This is a genomic window from Janibacter sp. Soil728 (assembly GCF_001428305.1).
Classification (GTDB): Bacteria; Actinomycetota; Actinomycetes; order Actinomycetales; family Dermatophilaceae; genus Janibacter.
The window spans coordinates 82936-100022 of record NZ_LMRZ01000004.1; the positions used below are offsets into that span (position 1 = coordinate 82936).

Consider the following 17087-nt stretch of genomic DNA (forward strand, 5'->3'; position numbering starts at 1 on the left):
CCTCCTGACCGTAGGCTGACGCTCGTGAGACGACTCCTCTTCATCGCCAATGCCTCCGCGGGGACCTCCGACAAGGAGAGCCAGGACGCTGCCCTGGCCGTCCTGCGCGCGGAAGCCGATGTCCTGGTGGTCGAGACCGAGTCGGTCGAGGAGCTCACCGAGGCCGTCGCCGGGCGTGATGGCCGCGAGGTCGTCATCGCCGGTGGCGACGGTTCGCTCAATGCCTTCGTCACTGCCCTGTGCCGTGCCGGCGACCTGGGCGAGGACCCGCCGACCGTGGGTCTGCTGCCCATGGGCACGGGCAACGACTTCGCCCGGTCGGTGGACCTCCCCACGGATCCCGCGGAGGCCGCCCGGGTCGTGCTGGCCAGCCCGGTCCGGCCCGTGGACGTGCTCATCGACGGTGAGGACATGCTCGTCGCCAATGCCGTGCACATCGGGGTGGGGGAGGAGGCCGGGCGGATCGCGGCCCCGTGGAAGGAACGTCTGGGCAAGCTGCACCTGGGGATCCTCGGCTACGCCATCGGGGGGATCGCCGCCGGCTTCGGCCAGCAAGGACGCCACCTCGAGGTCGTCGCCGACGACGAGGTGATCAGTGACGGCAGCCGGCGGGTGCTGCAGGTCGCCATCACGATCGGCACCAGCGTCGGCGGCGGCACCGAGCTCGCGCCGGATGCCCGCCCCGGCGACGGGCTCGCCGAAGTCGTCGTCTCCTACGCGGTCGCCCCCGCGCGTCGGGCCCGGTATGCCCTGGGCCTGAGCCGGGGCACTCACACCGACCTCGACGATGTCGTCACCACCAGAGCGCGCACCGTCACCGTGCGCGGGCGCCATCACAAGGTCGCCGCCAACTCCGACGGCGAGGCACTGGACCCCGCCCGCGAGCGCACCTGGCGCGTGGTACCCGGTGCCTATCGCCTGCACTCGCCGGCAGAGACCAGGTGAGCGCCCTGAACCCCGACCACCTGCGCACGCGTGTGCTCGACGGACTCCTGGCACCGCGACACCGCAATGCGGTCGCCCGTTCCCGAGTCATCGCCGCCGCCCGCGAGCGCTTCGTCTCCGGGGAGTCGATCGACGAGGCCGTCGTCACCGCAGCATGGCTGCGCCGCACCAACCGGCTGGCCGCCCTCCACCCGCTCCTGCCGGCCGCGACCGACACCGCGGGAGTCGAGGCCACGGTCGCCGAGGTGGTGACGGCGATCGAGCGGGTCGCCCCGGTGACCTCCGGCGGCGACTACCGGTCGGAGATCTACCTCGCTCCGGAGCATCTCGCGCTGGGGGCCGACCCCGTCCGGGCTGCTGACGCCCTGCGCCGCATCTGCCTCGTCGGGGACGAGCACCGGGTGGACGTGACCCTCCGCTCCGGTCCGCACAGCGACACCGACGCCCTCCTCGACCTCGTCCACCGGGCACGCGAGGAGCACCCGCGCCTCACGACCTCCCTCGTCGCCCGCCGGCACCGCAGCGAGGCCGACGCCCTCGAGCTCGCGGCCGCGGGAGCTCGCGTGCGGCTGGTCCGAGGCGGCACGGGTGAGCCCGGCTCGATCGCCTGGCAGGACCCGCACGAGGTCGACCTGGCCTTCGCCCGGTGCCTTGCGACGCTCCTCGGGAGCGGGGTCCACACAGTGGTCGCGACGCACGAACCGCTCCTCCTCGACCTGGCCGACGGCCTCGCCGACCAGTCCGGCCGCGGCCCCGAAGGCCTTGAGTACCAGTTCTTCCTCGGCGCCGACTCGGACCTGCAGCTGCGCACCGCTGATGCAGGCCACCGCGTGCGCGTGCTCGTTCCCTACGGTCCCGGATGGCTCGAGCACCTCCACGACCTCGCCCGCCGCCCCTCCGGGGTCCGCCGTCTCGTCGAGACGCTGACCGGCCGGGCATGACGACCTCCACCACCCACGAGCAGGAGCAGAGATGACGACCGCGATCTACGGAGTCGGCGCGATGGGCAGCGCGATCCTCGAGGCCCTCACGGCCGATGGCGAAGGGGAGGTCCTCGCCGTCGAGGGTGCGCCCGAGCGGGCCGACAGCCTGCGCCGGCAGTACGCCGACAAGGCGTCCGTCGAGATCGTCGACGCGACGACCGCGGCATCGCGGGCGGACGTGCACCTCGTCGTGGTCAAGCCCTACTCCGTGGCGGCCCTGCTCGCGCAGCTGGCTCCCTCCCTTCGCCCCGGGTCGATCGTGCTCTGCCTGGCCCTCGGGGTCTCCCTCGCCGACCTGTCCGAGGCGCTGCCGGACGGGGTGGCCGTGATCCGCGGCATGCCCAACACCCCGGCCCGCGTCGGTCAGGGGATGACCGTGCTCAGCCCGGCCGACGATGTCACCGACGAGCAGCTGCAGCAGGTGCGCGACCTGCTCGCGCCCACCGGGGAGACCATCGTCCTGCCCGAGTCCCAGCAAGGCGTGGCGACGGCCCTGTCGGGCTCAGCCCCGGCCTACTTCTACCTCGTCGTCGAGGCTCTGGTCGACGCCGGCGTGGCCCGAGGACTCACCCGTGCCGATGCGCTCGCGCTCGCCGGGCAGGCCGCCCGCGGGGCCGGCGCCATGCTCGTCGAGACGGGGGAGGAGGCCGCCCTGCTGCGCGCAGCCGTCACCTCGCCAGGCGGCTCGACCGCGGCTGCCCTGGCTCGTCTCGAGGCGCACGGCGTCCGCCACGCCTTCGCGGATGCCGTCGACGCCTGCACCGACCGGGCCAGCTGATGGACGACGGGTGGGGAGTGCGCCGCCTCTGCGGTGATGACTGGGAACGCCACCGCGCGGTCCGGCTGGCGATGCTCCTCGACCAGCCGGGGGCCTACGGGAGCACCTTCGCCCGTGAGGTGGCCTTCGACGAGACCACCTGGCGCGAGCGGCTCGACCACCCGGTCCTCCTCGCGGAGAGCGACGCGGGGCTGCCGTTGGGGGCAGCCACCCTCTATCGCCCCGACGAGTCCCACGACCCCGAGATCGTGGCCATGTGGGTGGCCGGGCACGCACGGGGACACGGCATCGCGGACGCTCTCGTGCAGGCCTGCGTCGATCTCGCCGGCGCGCGCGGGGACGCAGTGGTACGGCTGCACGTCATGCGCGACAACCCGCGGGCAGTGGCCTTCTACGAGCGGGTCGGGTTCGCCTTCGACGGGTCTGCCGGTGACATCGCCGGATGCGACCGGATGAGTCGGGTCCTACCGGCCTGAGGTGAACACTTCGTGACCCGGCAGGCCAATTCGCCCTCGGGGATGAGAGACTCACGCCATGAGTGAGATCACCGTGCGAGCCCTGGCCGAGGACGAGTGGGAGACCTACCGCAGCCTTCGTCTGGAAGCCCTGCAGGAATCTCCGGAGGCCTTCGTGGCCGACCACGACGCCGAGGCCGCCGAGGCCGAGGGGTTCTGGCGGGAGCGGATGGGCCGCAGCGACCGGCTCGTGGCCGAGGCCGAGGGCAAGCGCGTGGGCGTGGTCAGCCTCGGTGACGCCGAGGACAGCCAGGCCGACAATGCCGGCCAGCTCTTCGGCCTGTGGGTCCACCCCGAGTGGCGAGGGGCCGGCGTCGCCGCGCACCTCGTGCGCCAGAGCGCCAAGATCGCTGAGCGCAAGGGTCTGGGCCAGCTCTTCTACTGGGTCGGGTCCGACAACGGCCGCGCGGTCGCCTTCGCGTCGAGCTTCGGCTTCCGCCCCACCGACGACCGCCGTCCGATGCGCGTCGCCAACGCTGACGGCCAGGACGAGCAAGAGATCGCGCTCGTCCTCGCCCTGGGCGAGGACCGCGGCTGATCCGGCCCGCACGACGACGAGTGGCCCGCTCCCTTCGGCCGAAGGGAGCGGGCCACCGGTCTGCGTGCGCACGACCTCGAGGAGATGCGCACCTCAGGGGCACGGCCCTACGGTCGTGAGGCCATCCGCTCGATGAGCGCCGTCGGACCGCTGACGATGATCAGGTCGCCGTTGCGCACCTTGGTCTCCGGGCGCGCATAGGTGAAGTCCTGACCGGGTGACTTCACCCCGACGACGGTCACGCCGTACTTGCTGCGGATCGAGGACTGCTCGAGCGTGAACCCCACGGCCTCCTGGGGAGGGGTCATCTTGACGATCGCGAAGCCGTCGTCGAACTCGATGTAGTCCATCAGGCGGCTGCCGATGAGGTGTGCCAGACGCTTGCCCGACTCGATCTCGGGGGAGAGGACGTGGTGCACGCCGATCCGGTTGAGGATGCGAGCGTGCTCCGGGCTGACCGCCTTGGCCCACACCTTGGGCGCCTCGCCGTCGATGAGGTTGACCGCGGCGAGCACGCTCGCCTCGATCGAGGACCCGATGGCCAGGACGCTGGCGGAGAAGGTGTGCGGCTTCAGCTCCTCGATCGTCGTCACCGAGGTGGCATCGCCCTGGACGATCCGACCGACCCTGGCCAGGTAGGTCTCGGCCAGCGACGGGTCGAGCTCGAGTGCCGTCACCCGGTTGCCCAGACGGTGCAGCTCGGTGGCGACAGCGCCGCCGAAGCGGCCGAGGCCGAGGACGAGGACGTCCTCGTTGTGCAGACGCATGCGCGGCACGCGGTCCTCCGATCATCAGGGGGTCGTGGGAGAAGACACTAGCCGGGGTAGCGTTCCGGACCATGAGCACACAGGCGTGCGCCATCTGGGGCGAGGACTTCACGCGTTACGACTTCGGCGTCGGACACCCGATGTCACCGGTACGCCTCGACCTGACAGCGCGGCTGTGCCGCGAGCTCGGGGTCTTCGACGAGATGGACGTCGTCGACGTCGAGCCGGCGAGCGATGACGTGCTGGCGACGGTCCACGACCGCGACTACGTCGAGGCCGTCAAGAAGATCTCCGCCGACCCCACGAGTGCCGACGGGCACTGGGGGATCGGCACGGACGACGTGCCCGCCTTCGCCGGCATCCACGAGGCGAGCGCACGCATCGTCGCCGGCAGCATCGAGGCTGCCCGACGGGTGTGGAGTGGCGAGGCCGAGCACGCGGTCAACTTCACCGGCGGGATGCACCACGCCATGCGGGGTCGGGCTGCCGGGTTCTGCATCTACAACGACATCGCTGCGGCCATCGCCTGGCTGCTGGAGCAGGGCGTCGAGCGGGTGGCCTACGTCGATGTGGACGTCCACCACGGCGACGGTGTGCAGGAGATCTTCTACGACGACCCGCGGGTGCTCACGGTCTCGGTCCACGAGTCGGGGCGCACCCTCTTCCCGGGGACCGGATGGCCCGGCGACACCGGGGGCCCGGGTGCAGAGGGCACGGCCGTCAACGTCGCCCTGCCACCGGGCGTCACCGACGGTCCGTGGCTGCGGGCGATCACGTCCGTGGCCGCCCCGGTCGTCCGCGCCTTCGCGCCCCAGGTCCTGGTGACCCAGCACGGCTGTGACACCCACAAGGACGACCCGCTGGCACACATGGCGCTCTCGCTCGACGCGCAGCGGCAGGCGGCCGTCAACCTGCACCGTCTCGCGCACGAGGTGGCCGACGGGCGATGGCTGGCCGTCGGCGGGGGTGGCTACGACATCGCGAGCGCCGTCCCGCGCGCCTGGACGCACCTGACGGCCATCGCGGCGCACAAGCCGGTGCCGCCCTCGACCGAGACCCCGCAGGCCTGGCGAGACCATGTCGAGCTGGTCGCCGGTCAGGCGGGTCCCACCCGGATGGGTGATCTCCCCGACAAGGACCTCCCGATCTGGGTGCAGCCCTGGGCCATGGGATACAACCCGCACAGCGGGGTGGACCGAGCGGTGATGGCCACCCGCGAGGCGATCTTCCCCCTGCACGGTCTCGACGTCTGGTACGACTGAAGACCTGTAATCGAGCGGAAGTCATCGGCGTGTCGGGTGGACTTGGGTGAGATGAACGCCCTCCCATCTTCCCAGCCGTCACATCTGCCCCTATGGTGGACACCTGCAGGGCTCGTCGAGGTCCGCTGGCATCCGCCGGCGGCACGGTCCTGCGGATTACGAGGTGATCATGTCCAACGACCGTCTGGGTGAGGTGCGTTTCCTCACTGTTGCTGAGGTCGCGGCGATCATGCGCGTGTCCAAGATGACCGTGTACCGGATGGTCCACAACGGTGACCTGCCGGCCGTGCGCGTGGGTCGCAGCTTCCGGGTCCCCGAGGACGCGGTGCACACGTACCTCGAGACCTCCTTCGTCGAGACGGCCTGACCCTCAGCAGCACCCTGAACGAGGCCCCTTGCACGAAGCACTGCGGCGAGCGGATAGACTCTGTCGTCTGACTCGTTCTCGGTGGGGCCTGCGACTGCAGGACCAGCATCGCTCGAGGCACCACCGTCAGCACTGATCACGACACGAAGGACATCCGCATGGGTTCTGTCATCAAGAAGCGGCGCAAGCGCATGGCGAAGAAGAAGCACCGCAAATTGCTGCGCAAGACGCGCCACCAGCGTCGCAACAAGAAGTGACCTCACGAAGGGGGCCCCTCCGCACTGCGGACGGGCCCCCTTCGTCATGCCCGCGGGCGGGTGATCCCTGTCTCTCATCGCCGCAGACGACGCTCGGCCCTCCCGCAGAGGCCGTGGCGAGACTAGGCTGCGGCGCAGTCCATGACCCGTGGTCTTCGTCCTCAAGGAAGGTGTTCCGGTGCCCGAGACCGTTCTCGTTGCAGGCGTCTCCCGCCATCTCGGCGGTGCCTTCGCACGCCGCCTGAGTCGAGATGATTCCGTGGGCCGGATCATCGGCGTCGACGTCGTGCCACCGCGTCACGGCATCGGTCGCGCGGAGTTCATGCGGGCCGACATCCGCAGCCCTCTCATCAGCCGGATCATCTCGGGCAATGACGTCGACACCGTCGTCCACATGGGCGTCGTCGCGACGCCGCGCGCGGGTGGGGGACGGGCCACACAAAAAGAGGTCAACGTCATCGGCACGATGCAGCTCCTGGCTGCCTGCCAGCGAGCCGAGTCGGTCACCAAGCTCATCGTGAAGTCGACGGCCGGCGTCTACGGGTCGAGCCCGCGGGACCCGGCGATGTTCACCGAGGACATGTCGGCGAAGAAGATGCCCAGCTCCGGGTGGGCTCGCGACAGCGTCGAGGTCGAGGGCTATGTCCGTGGGCTCTCCCGCCGTCGTCCCGACATCGAGATCACGACCCTGCGCTTCGCCAATGTCATCGGCCCGCGGATCCGCACCGCCTTCACCGATCACTTCAGCCTGCCGGTCATCCCGATCCCCTTCGGCTACGACGCCCGCCTCCAGTTCGTCCACGAGGACGACTGCGTGGCCGCGCTCGTCCGCGCCATCGACCTGCCCGGCCTCGGCGCGGTCAATGTCGCCGGTGACGGGATCATCACCGCCAGTCAGGCGGCCAACCTCGCGGGACGCCCCTTCGTGCTCGTCCCACGGATGGCCACCGGCACCGTCACGGACCTGGCCAAGAAGTTCGGACTCATCGACATCGGCTCCGACCAGCTCGACCTGCTGAGCTTCGGTCGTGGGCTGGACACCACCCGCATGCGCGAGGAGCTCGGCTTCGAGCCGGCCTACACGACACGCGCCGCCTACGAGGACTACGCCCGCGCGACGAAGGGCAGGGTCTTCGACCGGCTGCCCTTCGCCCAGCCCGGATGGTCGGCCGTGCAGGCCGCAGAGGCCGCCATGAGGGCCGTGACGCCTACCCCCGAGAGTGAGAAGTGATGGTCGACAGCACCCGCGCCACCAGCCCCAGGACGGGCGCCGCGACCAAGAAGTCCGCGGCGACCAAGGTCTCGACGTCGAAGACCGCTGCGGCCAAGAAGGCTCCCGCCAAGAAGGCTCCCGCCAAGAAGGCCGCTGCGCAGAAGGCGGGCACGAAGAAGGCTGTCTCGGCTCCGGCCAAGAAGGCAGCCCGACCCAGCGCAGTCTCCGCGGCGGCTGACCGGGCCGGTGGCGAGCGCGCCCGCCGACGCAGCACCCCCCTTCTCACCGGTCCGTCCGCCCAGGTGTCCGGCACGGGTGCCGCCGTCCGGCCGAAGAGGGCGAGCACGTCGCGCAAGCCCACCCTGACCGTGGTGCCCGGACCCGACGGAGCGCCCACGGCGGCCAGGCGCACAGGGGCTGCCAAGAGCGGGACCCGGCGTCGGCCGCCCACCCGACGGGCCGACTCTGCTGCGCGTCCGGTGGCCGCCCCTCGCCCCGCCAACATCTCGACGTCGCACGGGACCCCCGAGAGCGGGCAGGCGGTCGTGCCGGGTCTGGCCGAGCTGCTCTCCGTGCTGCTGTCCGCCGGCCAGATGACCTCGCGCACCCTCGGCCTCGCTGCAGGTGCGGCCGCGGGGGAGGGCTGGGAGCGTCGTTTCACCGAGACCCTCCACTTCCTCCAACGGCGGGTCAAGGGCGACTACGCGGTGGACGACTTCGGCTTCGACGAGGACTTCACCATCCACACCGTCTTCCCGGTGCTGCGGCTGCTCAAGGACAAGTGGTTCCGCATCGAGGTGCGCGGGATCGAGAACATCCCGGCCGACAGCGGTGCGCTGCTCGTCTCCAACCACTCGGGCACCGTGGCCATCGACTCGGTCATGACCCAGCTGGCCATCCACGACGCCCATCCGCAGAAGCGCTTCCTGCGCATGCTCGGTGCGGACCTCGTCTTCCAGCTGCCGGTCGTCGGAGACGTCGCGCGCAAGACGGGCGCAACCCTGGCGTCCGCGGCCGACGCGGACCGGCTCATGCGCGGCGGCGAGCTCGTCGGTGTGTGGCCCGAGGGCTTCAAGGGCGTCGGCAAGCCCTTCCGGGAGCGCTACAAGCTGCAGCGCTTCGGCCGCGGCGGCTTCGTCTCGGCAGCGATCAAGGCCGAGGTCCCGATCATCCCGTGCTCCGTCGTCGGAGCCGAAGAGGTCTACCCGATGATCGGCAACATGAAGACCGTGGCGCGCCTGCTCGGTGCGCCCTACGCCCCGATCACGCCCTTCTTCCCCTTGCTCGGCCCGCTGGGTCTGATCCCGCTGCCGAGCAAGTGGATCATCGAGTTCGGTGAGCCGATCGACACCGCCTCGCTCGGCCCGGACGCAGCCGATGACCCGATGCTCGTCTTCGAGATCACGGACCAGGTGCGCGAGACGATCCAGCAGACCCTGTACTCCGTGCTCGTGACGCGTCGCTCGGTCTTCTTCTAGGAGGAGTGGTGAGTCCCCTTCCTGTTGCGCGGGTCGTCATGATCGGCCGAGAGGGCTGTCACCTGTGCGATGTGGCCCGCGAGGTCATCCAGGAGGTCGTGGCGCAGACCGGGGACAGCTTCGCCGAGGTCGACATCGATGCCGACCCCGAGCTGGCCCGATACACCGACGAGGTGCCGGTCACCTTCGTCGACGGGCGGCAGCACGACTACTGGCGGGTGGACGAAGGGCGGTTGCGCGCGGCCCTTCGCACGTGAGCCGGCCCGGCTGTCCACGCCTGATCCGCGACTTTGTGCATTTGTTCACAAGAGCGTAATCTCGAGGTGTTCGGTCGTCAGGTGGCGTTCGCCCCTGGACCGGGAGAGGAGCCGAGCCAAGCCGTGTCCGTCGATCAGGCCGCCAAGCGTGACATCCCCGACGCGACGGTTGCCCGACTCCCCGGATATCTGCGGGCACTGGGCCAGCTCACCGCCCAGGACGTGCTCTCCGTCTCCTCCGAAGAACTCGCGTACAGCGCCGGGGTGAGCTCGGCCAAGCTGCGCAAGGACCTCAGCCATCTTGGCTCCTACGGTGTGCGCGGCGTCGGCTACGACGTGGCCCACCTGACCTACCAGATCTCCCGTGCGCTGGGTCTGACCCATGACTGGCCGGTCATCATCGTCGGCATGGGCAACCTCGGCCGCGCGCTGGCCTCCTACGGCGGTTTCGCGACCAAGGGCTTCAAGGTCGTGGCTCTCCTGGACCGCGACCCCCAGCTGGTCGGCGACCGGCTCGACGATCTGACGATCCAGCCGATGGACGAGCTTGCCGACGTCGTCACACCCGGTGAGGCCTGCATCGGTGTCGTCGCCACCCCGGCTGCCTCCGCCCAGGACGTCGCGGACCTCCTCGTCACCGCCGGGGTCAGCTCCATCCTCAACTTTGCCGCCACCGCGATCCAGGTTCCCGAAGGGGTCCACATGCGCAAGGTCGACCTGTCCACCGAGCTGCAGATCCTAGCCTTCCACGAGCAGCAGCGCTCTGGTGCCGTGTCCGACGAGCTGCTGGAGGAGATCGGCTGATGAGCCTCCTCGCCTTCGGCCTCAACCACCGTCGGGCCCCGATCTCCGTCCTGGAGCGGGCCGCCCTCGACGAGGCGAGCCTGTCGCAGATCATCGCGGCGGCGACGGCCAGCCCCGACATCAGGGAGCACCTGGTCGTCGCGACCTGCAACCGCACCGAGATCTACGCCGAGGTCGCGGCCTTCCACGGCGCCGTCGCGGACCTCACCGAAGCGCTGACGCAGGCCACGGACATCACCCAGGACGACCTGAAGTCGCACCTGGACCTGCACTACGGCGATGCGGCCGTGGCCCATGTCTTCAATGTCGCGGCCGGGCTGGACTCGATGGCGGTGGGGGAGTCCCAGATCCTCGGCCAGATGCGCGATGCACTCGGGCGAGGGCAGGACGAGGGCCACGTCGGGACCAGCCTCAACGCCCTCATCCAGCAGGCTCTGCGCACCGGCAAGCGGGTCCACTCGGAGACCGCGATCGACGAGGTCTCTCGTTCGCTCGTGGGCGTGGGCCTCGACGCCGCCGCTGAGCACGTCGGCTCGCTGACCGGTGCGCACGTCCTCGTCGTGGGGGCGGGCGCGATGAGCGCCCTCGCCGCGACCAGCGCGATCCGCCGCGGGGTCGCCGAGCTCACCGTCGTCAACCGCACGCACGAGCGGGGAGTTGCCCTCGCCGAGCGCCTGGGCGGTCGGGCCCGCCCGGCCCACGAGATCGCCGAGGCACTTGCCGACGCAGACGTCGTGATCTCCTGCACCGGGTCGACCGGGCTGGCGATCACGCTGCCCGATGTCGCTGATGCCCAGGTCGCCCGAGGCGGCCTCCCGCAGGCCTTCATCGACCTCGCCCTGCCCCACGACATCGCCCACGACGTGGCGGACCTCAGCGGGGTCAGCCGACTGGGGCTCGCCGAGCTGGGCGACCGGCTCGGCTCCGGGGGCTCGGTCCCCGAGGTCGAGCAGGCCCGGGCGATCGTCGGCGACGCCGTCACCAAGCACCTGGGTCGGCGAGCCGCGAACATCGCCGGGCCGACGGTACGGGCCCTGCGCAGTGCGGCCCAGCAGGTCGTCGAGCGCGAGCTGGCCCGGCTGGGTCAGCGCACCCCCGACATGACCGAGAGTGACCGCGCGGAGGTCGACCTGGCCGTGCACCGCATCGTCGAGAAGCTGCTGCACCAGCCCACCGTGCGCGCCAAGGAGCTGGCCAGCGACGGTCGCTTCGGCGAGTACGAGGACGCCCTGCACCAGCTCTTCGACCTCCACGCCGAAGGGGGTGCCCTGTGACCTCCCTTCGTCTTGGTACTCGTCGCTCGGCCCTGGCCATGACCCAGTCCGGGCACGTCGCCGACGCGCTGCGCGCAGCCGGCCACGAGGTCGAGCTCGTCGAGATCGTCACCGAGGGTGACACCAACCGCGCCTCGCTCGCGAGCATGGGCGGCACCGGCGTCTTCGCCACGGCCCTGCGCGAGGCGATGCACGCCGGTGAGATCGACTTCGCCGTGCACTCCCTCAAGGACCTGCCGACCGCACCCGCCCCGGGACTGGTCATCGCCGCGATCCCTGCGCGGGTCGACCCGCGCGATGCCCTGTGCGCCCGCGACGGACTCACCCTGGGTGAGCTCGGCGAAGGCGCCGTCGTCGGGACCGGCTCACCGCGACGACGAGCCCAGCTCGCCGCGCTCGGCCTCGGGTTGGAGTTCCGCGACATCCGCGGCAACCTCGGTACCCGTCTGGCCATGGTCGGCCCGGGCGAGGACCAGCTCGACGCCATCGTCCTCGCGTCCGCCGGACTGACCCGACTCGGCCTGCGCGAGCAGATCACCGAGCTGCTCGAACCCATCCAGATGCTGCCCGCCCCCGGGCAGGGGGCCCTGGCCGTCGAGTGCCGTGAGGGTGACGAGCAGGTGCTCGCCGCCCTTCGCCCGCTCGACCACGCAGACACCCGCGCTGCCGTCACCGCCGAGCGCGGTGTCCTCGCGGAGCTCGAGGCCGGGTGTGCCGCCCCCGTCGGCGCCCTCGCCGAGGTCGTCGACGACGTCGACGGCCTCGCCATCTCCCTCCGAGCCGTGGTCGCTGCGACCGACGGCACCGGAGACCTGCGCCGGTCCATCACCGGCCCGATGAACGAGGCAGAGGACCTCGGTCGTCGCCTCGCCCGCACCCTCGTCGCCGACGGCGCCCCAGAGCTCGCCGACTTGCAAGCCACCCACCCTTCGACCGCTTCGGAGCATGTCCAGTGACCCCCCAGCGCTCTGCCGCAACCCCCTCCGCCGCCTCCCGCCGACCGGCGCGCGTCGCCTTCGTCGGTGCTGGACCGGGTGATGTCTCACTGATGACCGTTGCCGCGGTCGACCTGCTCGGTCGTGCGGACGCGGTCATCACCGACCAGCTGACCAACGAGGACATCGTCGCCTCGATGACGGGCGAGGGCGTCGACGTCGTCGACGCCAGCCACGGTGAGCACGGCCAGCAGCTGACGCACGCCATGCGTGCGCGGCTCGTCGTCAAGACGGCCAAGGCCCACAAGTGCGGTCTCGTCGTGCGTCTCATGGACGGCGACCCAGCGACCTTCAACGGCCTCGCCGAGGAGGCGCAGGCCCTCGTCAAGGCCGGCATCGACTTCGACATCGTCCCGGGCGTCTCCGCGGTCAGCGCGGTCCCGGCCTACGCCGGTGTGCCGCTGACCTCGCGCTCGACCAGTGCGCTGCACGTCGTGAGCGTCTCGGGCGGCAAGCGAGCGGACCTGTCCGCGTCGACCGGTGACGACGTCACCCTCGTGCTGCTCGGCCTGCCCGAGCACCTGAGCCAGGCCTTCACCGACCTGCTGGCTGCGGGCCGTGCGGGCGACACCCCCGTCGCCCTCACCCGCGGTGGCACGACGACGCACCAGACGACCCGGCAGACCACCCTCGAGGAGGCAGCCGAGACCATCGTCGGCCTCGAGGTGCCGACCCTGGCGGTCATCGGCTCGACCGTGGCACTGCGCGAGAACCTCTCGTGGTTCGAGACCAAGCCGCTGTACGGCTGGCGCGTGCTGATCCCTCGCACCAAGGACCAGGCCGGTCCGATGACCAAGCAGCTGCTCGGTCACGGTGCGACCAGCCAGGTCGTCCCGACGATCAGCGTCGAGCCGCCCCGCACCCCTCAGGCTGTCGAGCGCGCCGTGCGCGGTCTGGTCACCGGGCGCTACCAGTGGATCGGGTTCACCTCGGTCAATGCGGTCAAGGCCATCCGGGAGAAGTTCCAGGAGTTCGGTCTGGATGCCCGTGCCTTCTCGGGGCTGAAGATCGCCGCCGTCGGTGGCGTGACCGCTGATGCCCTGCGCGACTGGGGCCTGGAGCCCGACCTGGTGCCCACCGGTGAGATGTCGGCCAAGGGCCTGCTCGAGGAGTGGCCTCCCTACGACGAGGTGCTCGACCCGATGGACCGCGTCTTCCTCCCGCGAGCTGACATCGCCACCGACACGCTGGTCGCCGGCCTGCAGGACATGGGCTGGCAGGTCGACGACGTGACGGCCTACCGCACCGTGCGGGCCACGCCACCGCCTGCGCCCGTGCGCGATGCGATCAAGCAGGGCGCCTTCGACGCGGTCGTCTTCACCTCGTCCTCGACGGTGCGCAACCTCGTCGGCATCGCCGGCAAGCCGCACCCGTCCACCGTCATCGCCTGCATCGGCCCGGCAACCGTCAAGACGGCCGAGGAGGCCGGGCTGCGGGTCGACGTCATGGCGCCCGAGGCGACCGGCGAGAGCCTCGTCGAGGCCCTCGCGGCCCACGGCCGTGAGCTGGCCGCTGCTGCCCACGAGGCCGGTGAAGAGGTCACCCGTCCGAGCGAGCGGCGCAAGAAGTCGTCGAGCCGGCGCAAGGCGAAGGGGTGAGCCCCACCGGTTCTCGCCCTGTCGGGCCGGCGATCCGGCCGCGACGACTGCGGGGGAGCATCCCCCTTCGTCGGCTGGTCGCGCAGACCCGGCTGCACCCGGCCGACCTCGTCCTGCCGGTCTTCGTCCGCGAGGGCATCGACGCGCCCGTGGACATCTCCTCGATGCCGGGCGTCGTGCAGCACACCCTCGAGTCGCTCGTCGACGAGGCACGGGCCTGCGTCGACGTCGGCATCGGCGGGATCATGCTCTTCGGTGTCCCGCAGGCCAAGGACGCTCGTGGTTCCGGTGCGGACGACCCGCAAGGGATCCTCAATGTCGCGACCCGGGCCGTCGTCGATGCGGTCGGAGACCGCCTGGTCGTCATGACCGACCTGTGCCTCGACGAGTTCACCGACCACGGCCACTGCGGGGTGCTGACGACGGCCTCGGACGGGAGCATCGTCGTCGACAACGACGCGACCCTCGAGCGCTACGCCGACATGGCCCTGGCCCAGGCGGCCGCGGGCGCCCACGTGCTCGGGCTGTCCGGGATGATGGACGGTCAGGTCGGCCACGTGCGCGCGGCCCTCGACGAGGCCGGGTACACCGACACGCTCGTGCTGGCCTACGCCGCCAAGTACACCTCGGCGCTCTACGGGCCCTTCCGAGAGGCCGTCCAGTCCTCGTTGCGCGGCGACCGGGCGACCTACCAGCAGGACCCCGCCAACGCGACCGAGTCCCTGCGCGAGATCGAGCTCGACCTCGCCGAGGGTGCTGACATCATCATGGTCAAGCCGGCCCAGCCGCACCTGGACATCATCGCGGCAGCCGCCGAGATCTCGCCCGTGCCCCTTGCCGCCTACCAGATCTCGGGGGAGTACGCCCAGATCGTCGCGGCCGCCGAGCGCGGCTGGATCGACCGGGACGCGGCCGTCTTCGAGTCGCTGCTGCACATCAAGCGGGCAGGTGCGCAGATCGTGCTCACCTACTTCGCGCTCGAGGTCGCGGGTCGGCTGTGAGCGAGGAGACGCGCTGGCTGAGCGCGCGGGAGCAGGAGCACTGGCGTGCCTACCTGCGCGGGTCGCGCCTGCTCGAACGCGCGCTCGTCGACGACCTCGCGCCGCTGAACATCCAGCTGACCGAGTACGAGCTGCTCTCGATGCTCTCGGAGTCGCCCGATCAGCGCACCCGGATGTCGCGGTTGGCCGACGACATCATCCAGTCACGCTCTCGGGTCACCCACACGGCCACCCGGCTGGAGAAGCGCGGCTGGGTCGAGCGCTGTCGCTCCGACGACGACGGCCGCGGCGTCGAGATCTCGCTGACGGATGCCGGACGCGAGGCGCTCCAAGAGCTGTCGCGGGTACACGTCGAGTCGGTCCGACGGCACCTCGTGGACGCCCTGACGCCCGACGAGTTCGAGGGGCTGGGGGTCGCGATGGCTGCGCTGCGTGACCGGATGGCTCCTGCCCACCACGAGATCGGCCTCGACGACTGAGCTCTCGGGGGCTCACGGCCGCGGGCAGCCTGCGCCCCCGAGTCCCCCCGAAGGTCTGCGTGGCAGGGTTTGGGAGGATCGGGGTATGACGCTCTCGACGACTGGTTCGCAGGCCCTCTTCGACCGTGCCCGCACGGTGATCCCCGGTGGGGTCAACTCTCCGGTGCGCGCCTTCGGCGGAGTCGGTGGCGTGCCGCGCTTCATCGACAGCGCGAAGGGAGCCTGGCTCACCGACGTCGACGGCAACCGGTATGTCGACCTCGTCTGCTCCTGGGGACCGATGATCCTCGGTCACACGCACCCCGACGTGCTCGCTGCGGTGACCGCTGCCGCGGCCAAGGGATTCTCCTTCGGCACCCCGAGTGAGAACGAGGTGGCACTGGCCGCCGAGATCGTCGACCGGGTCGAGCCGCTGGAGCAGGTGCGGCTGGTCTCCTCCGGTACCGAGGCGACCATGTCCGCCCTTCGCCTGGCCCGTGGTGCCACCGGACGGTCGGTCGTCGTGAAGTTCGCCGGTTGCTACCACGGCCACGTCGACGCCCTTCTCGCGCAGGCCGGCTCGGGTGTCGCGACCTTCGCGCTGCCCGACTCCGCCGGCGTTCCGGCGTCGGCGGCGGGGGAGACCGTCGTCCTTCCCTACAACGACCTCGCCGCCGTCGAGGAGCTCTTCGCCGTCCGCGGTGAGGAGATCGCCGCGGTCATCACCGAGGCGGCCCCGGGCAACATGGGCGTCGTCCCGCCGGAGCCGGGCTTCACCGAAGGGCTGCGGCGCGTCACGGCCGCGCACGGCGCCCTGCTCATCAGCGACGAGGTCATGACCGGGTTCCGCGCCAGCCGTTCCGGTTGGTACGGCCTCGAGACAGGCCCCACCGGTGGCAACCCGGGCGGCTACGCAGGTGGCGCCCCAGACCTCTTCACCTTCGGCAAGGTCATGGGCGGCGGTTTCCCGGCCGCGGCCTTCGGCGGTCGCGCCGACCTCATGGCCAACCTCGCCCCGGACGGACCCGTCTACCAGGCGGGCACGCTCTCGGGGAACCCCGTCGCGACGGCCGCAGGTCTGGCCACCTTGCACGGCTGCACCGAGGGGCTCTACCCACGGCTGGAGTCGACCGCCCGGACCATCGCCGACGCCGCGTCGGCCGCACTGTCCGCCGAGGGCGTCGCCCATCGCGTCCAGTGGGCCGGCTCGATGTTCTCCATCTTCTTCCGCGACGGGCAGGTGCGCTCCTTCGCCGATGCGCAGGCCCAGGACACCAGGGCCTACGGCCGCTTCTTCCACGCGATGCTCGAGGCCGGCGTGCACCTGCCGCCCAGCGCCTTCGAGGTCTGGTTCGTCTCCGACGCCCTTGACGAGACGGCGCTCGACACGATCCGCGCCGCCCTGCCCCTCGCCGCCAAGGCTGCTGCAGCAGCCTGACCGGTTGCCGGCCGTCGTAGAGGTCGGCCCGGAAGGATGGGTCCGCGCGGGCCGAAGTCCTTGGTCATCGTCCGAGCCAGGTGTCGTTCTCGACTTCGGCTCGAGTCGCGCGAACCCACCCTTCCCGGCCTTCCCCTTCGTCCCTCAGGTGACCCAGCC

19 protein-coding genes are annotated in these 17087 nt (G+C 71.0%); 18 read left to right on the forward strand and 1 reads right to left on the reverse strand.

Annotated features, from left to right (window positions below; translation table 11 throughout):
• Positions 1–24: 24 nt before the first annotated feature.
• Genes ASG73_RS07165 through ASG73_RS07185 form a run of 5 tightly spaced genes read left to right on the forward strand, consistent with a single transcriptional unit; the run spans position 25 to position 3759 of the window.
• Positions 25–945, forward strand: coding sequence for a diacylglycerol/lipid kinase family protein (locus ASG73_RS07165; protein ID WP_055993048.1), 921 nt, complete (start codon positions 25–27; stop codon positions 943–945).
• The gene (locus ASG73_RS07170) at positions 942–1886 is read left to right on the forward strand and encodes a hypothetical protein (RefSeq protein WP_055993050.1); all 945 of its coding nucleotides are present in this window, start codon (positions 942–944) and stop codon (positions 1884–1886) included. Before ASG73_RS07165 ends, ASG73_RS07170 begins: the two co-directional genes overlap by 4 nt.
• 31 nt (positions 1887–1917) lie before the next feature.
• Positions 1918–2706: a pyrroline-5-carboxylate reductase gene (gene proC / locus ASG73_RS07175; protein ID WP_055993052.1), complete on the forward strand. Its 789-nt coding sequence runs from the start codon at positions 1918–1920 to the stop codon at positions 2704–2706.
• Entirely contained in the window at positions 2706–3182 is a 477-nt protein-coding gene (locus tag ASG73_RS07180) for a GNAT family N-acetyltransferase (protein ID WP_055993054.1), read from the forward strand. The genes proC and ASG73_RS07180 overlap by 1 nt, the downstream gene beginning before the upstream one ends.
• Positions 3183–3240: 58 nt before the next feature.
• Complete coding sequence (locus ASG73_RS07185) at positions 3241–3759, forward strand: GNAT family N-acetyltransferase (protein WP_055993056.1); 519 nt, start codon at positions 3241–3243, stop codon at positions 3757–3759.
• A 107-nt stretch (positions 3760–3866) separates the two neighbouring features.
• Here the strand turns inward: ASG73_RS07185 and ASG73_RS07190 are convergent, their stop codons facing one another.
• Positions 3867–4526 (reverse strand): potassium channel family protein, encoded by a 660-nt coding sequence (locus tag ASG73_RS07190; RefSeq protein WP_055993058.1) that lies wholly within the window; start codon positions 4524–4526, stop codon positions 3867–3869.
• Positions 4527–4597: 71 nt separating this feature from the next.
• Here ASG73_RS07190 and ASG73_RS07195 point away from each other — a divergent pair, with 71 nt between their 5' ends.
• The 13 genes from ASG73_RS07195 to hemL all read left to right on the forward strand — a co-directional run bounded on the left by ASG73_RS07195 (position 4598) and on the right by hemL (position 16928).
• A complete protein-coding gene (locus tag ASG73_RS07195; RefSeq protein WP_055993060.1) occupies positions 4598–5788 on the forward strand; it encodes an acetoin utilization protein AcuC in 1191 nt (396 codons plus the stop codon).
• A 169-nt stretch (positions 5789–5957) separates the two neighbouring features.
• Positions 5958–6155: a helix-turn-helix domain-containing protein gene (locus ASG73_RS07200; protein ID WP_055994366.1), complete on the forward strand. Its 198-nt coding sequence runs from the start codon at positions 5958–5960 to the stop codon at positions 6153–6155.
• A 158-nt stretch (positions 6156–6313) separates the two neighbouring features.
• A complete protein-coding gene (locus tag ASG73_RS17505) occupies positions 6314–6412 on the forward strand; it encodes a 30S ribosomal protein bS22 (protein ID WP_003792170.1) in 99 nt (32 codons plus the stop codon).
• Positions 6413–6590: 178 nt separating this feature from the next.
• Positions 6591–7643 carry an NAD-dependent epimerase/dehydratase family protein gene (locus ASG73_RS07205; RefSeq protein WP_082567151.1) on the forward strand — a complete coding sequence of 351 codons (1053 nt, stop codon included), beginning with the start codon at positions 6591–6593 and terminating at the stop codon, positions 7641–7643.
• Complete coding sequence (locus ASG73_RS07210) at positions 7643–9103, forward strand: lysophospholipid acyltransferase family protein (protein ID WP_055993063.1); 1461 nt, start codon at positions 7643–7645, stop codon at positions 9101–9103. The genes ASG73_RS07205 and ASG73_RS07210 overlap by 1 nt, the downstream gene beginning before the upstream one ends.
• 8 nt (positions 9104–9111) lie before the next feature.
• Positions 9112–9360 carry a glutaredoxin family protein gene (locus ASG73_RS07215; RefSeq protein ID WP_327077483.1) on the forward strand — a complete coding sequence of 83 codons (249 nt, stop codon included), beginning with the start codon at positions 9112–9114 and terminating at the stop codon, positions 9358–9360.
• Between the two features lie 123 nt (positions 9361–9483).
• Positions 9484–10164, forward strand: a complete 681-nt coding sequence (locus ASG73_RS07220) for a redox-sensing transcriptional repressor Rex (RefSeq protein ID WP_055993067.1) — start codon at positions 9484–9486, stop codon at positions 10162–10164.
• Entirely contained in the window at positions 10164–11438 is a 1275-nt protein-coding gene (locus ASG73_RS07225; protein WP_055993068.1) for a glutamyl-tRNA reductase, read from the forward strand. The genes ASG73_RS07220 and ASG73_RS07225 overlap by 1 nt, the downstream gene beginning before the upstream one ends.
• The gene (gene hemC / locus ASG73_RS07230; RefSeq protein WP_055993070.1) at positions 11435–12394 is read left to right on the forward strand and encodes a hydroxymethylbilane synthase; all 960 of its coding nucleotides are present in this window, start codon (positions 11435–11437) and stop codon (positions 12392–12394) included. Before ASG73_RS07225 ends, hemC begins: the two co-directional genes overlap by 4 nt.
• Positions 12391–14031 (forward strand): uroporphyrinogen-III synthase, encoded by a 1641-nt coding sequence (locus tag ASG73_RS07235; RefSeq protein WP_055993072.1) that lies wholly within the window; start codon positions 12391–12393, stop codon positions 14029–14031. The genes hemC and ASG73_RS07235 overlap by 4 nt, the downstream gene beginning before the upstream one ends.
• Complete coding sequence (gene hemB, locus ASG73_RS07240) at positions 14028–15032, forward strand: porphobilinogen synthase (protein WP_200946723.1); 1005 nt, start codon at positions 14028–14030, stop codon at positions 15030–15032. The genes ASG73_RS07235 and hemB overlap by 4 nt, the downstream gene beginning before the upstream one ends.
• Complete coding sequence (locus ASG73_RS07245) at positions 15029–15511, forward strand: MarR family winged helix-turn-helix transcriptional regulator (protein WP_055993074.1); 483 nt, start codon at positions 15029–15031, stop codon at positions 15509–15511. Before hemB ends, ASG73_RS07245 begins: the two co-directional genes overlap by 4 nt.
• 85 nt (positions 15512–15596) lie before the next feature.
• Complete coding sequence (gene hemL / locus ASG73_RS07250; protein ID WP_055993076.1) at positions 15597–16928, forward strand: glutamate-1-semialdehyde 2,1-aminomutase; 1332 nt, start codon at positions 15597–15599, stop codon at positions 16926–16928.
• The last annotated feature ends 159 nt before the right edge of the window (positions 16929–17087 follow it).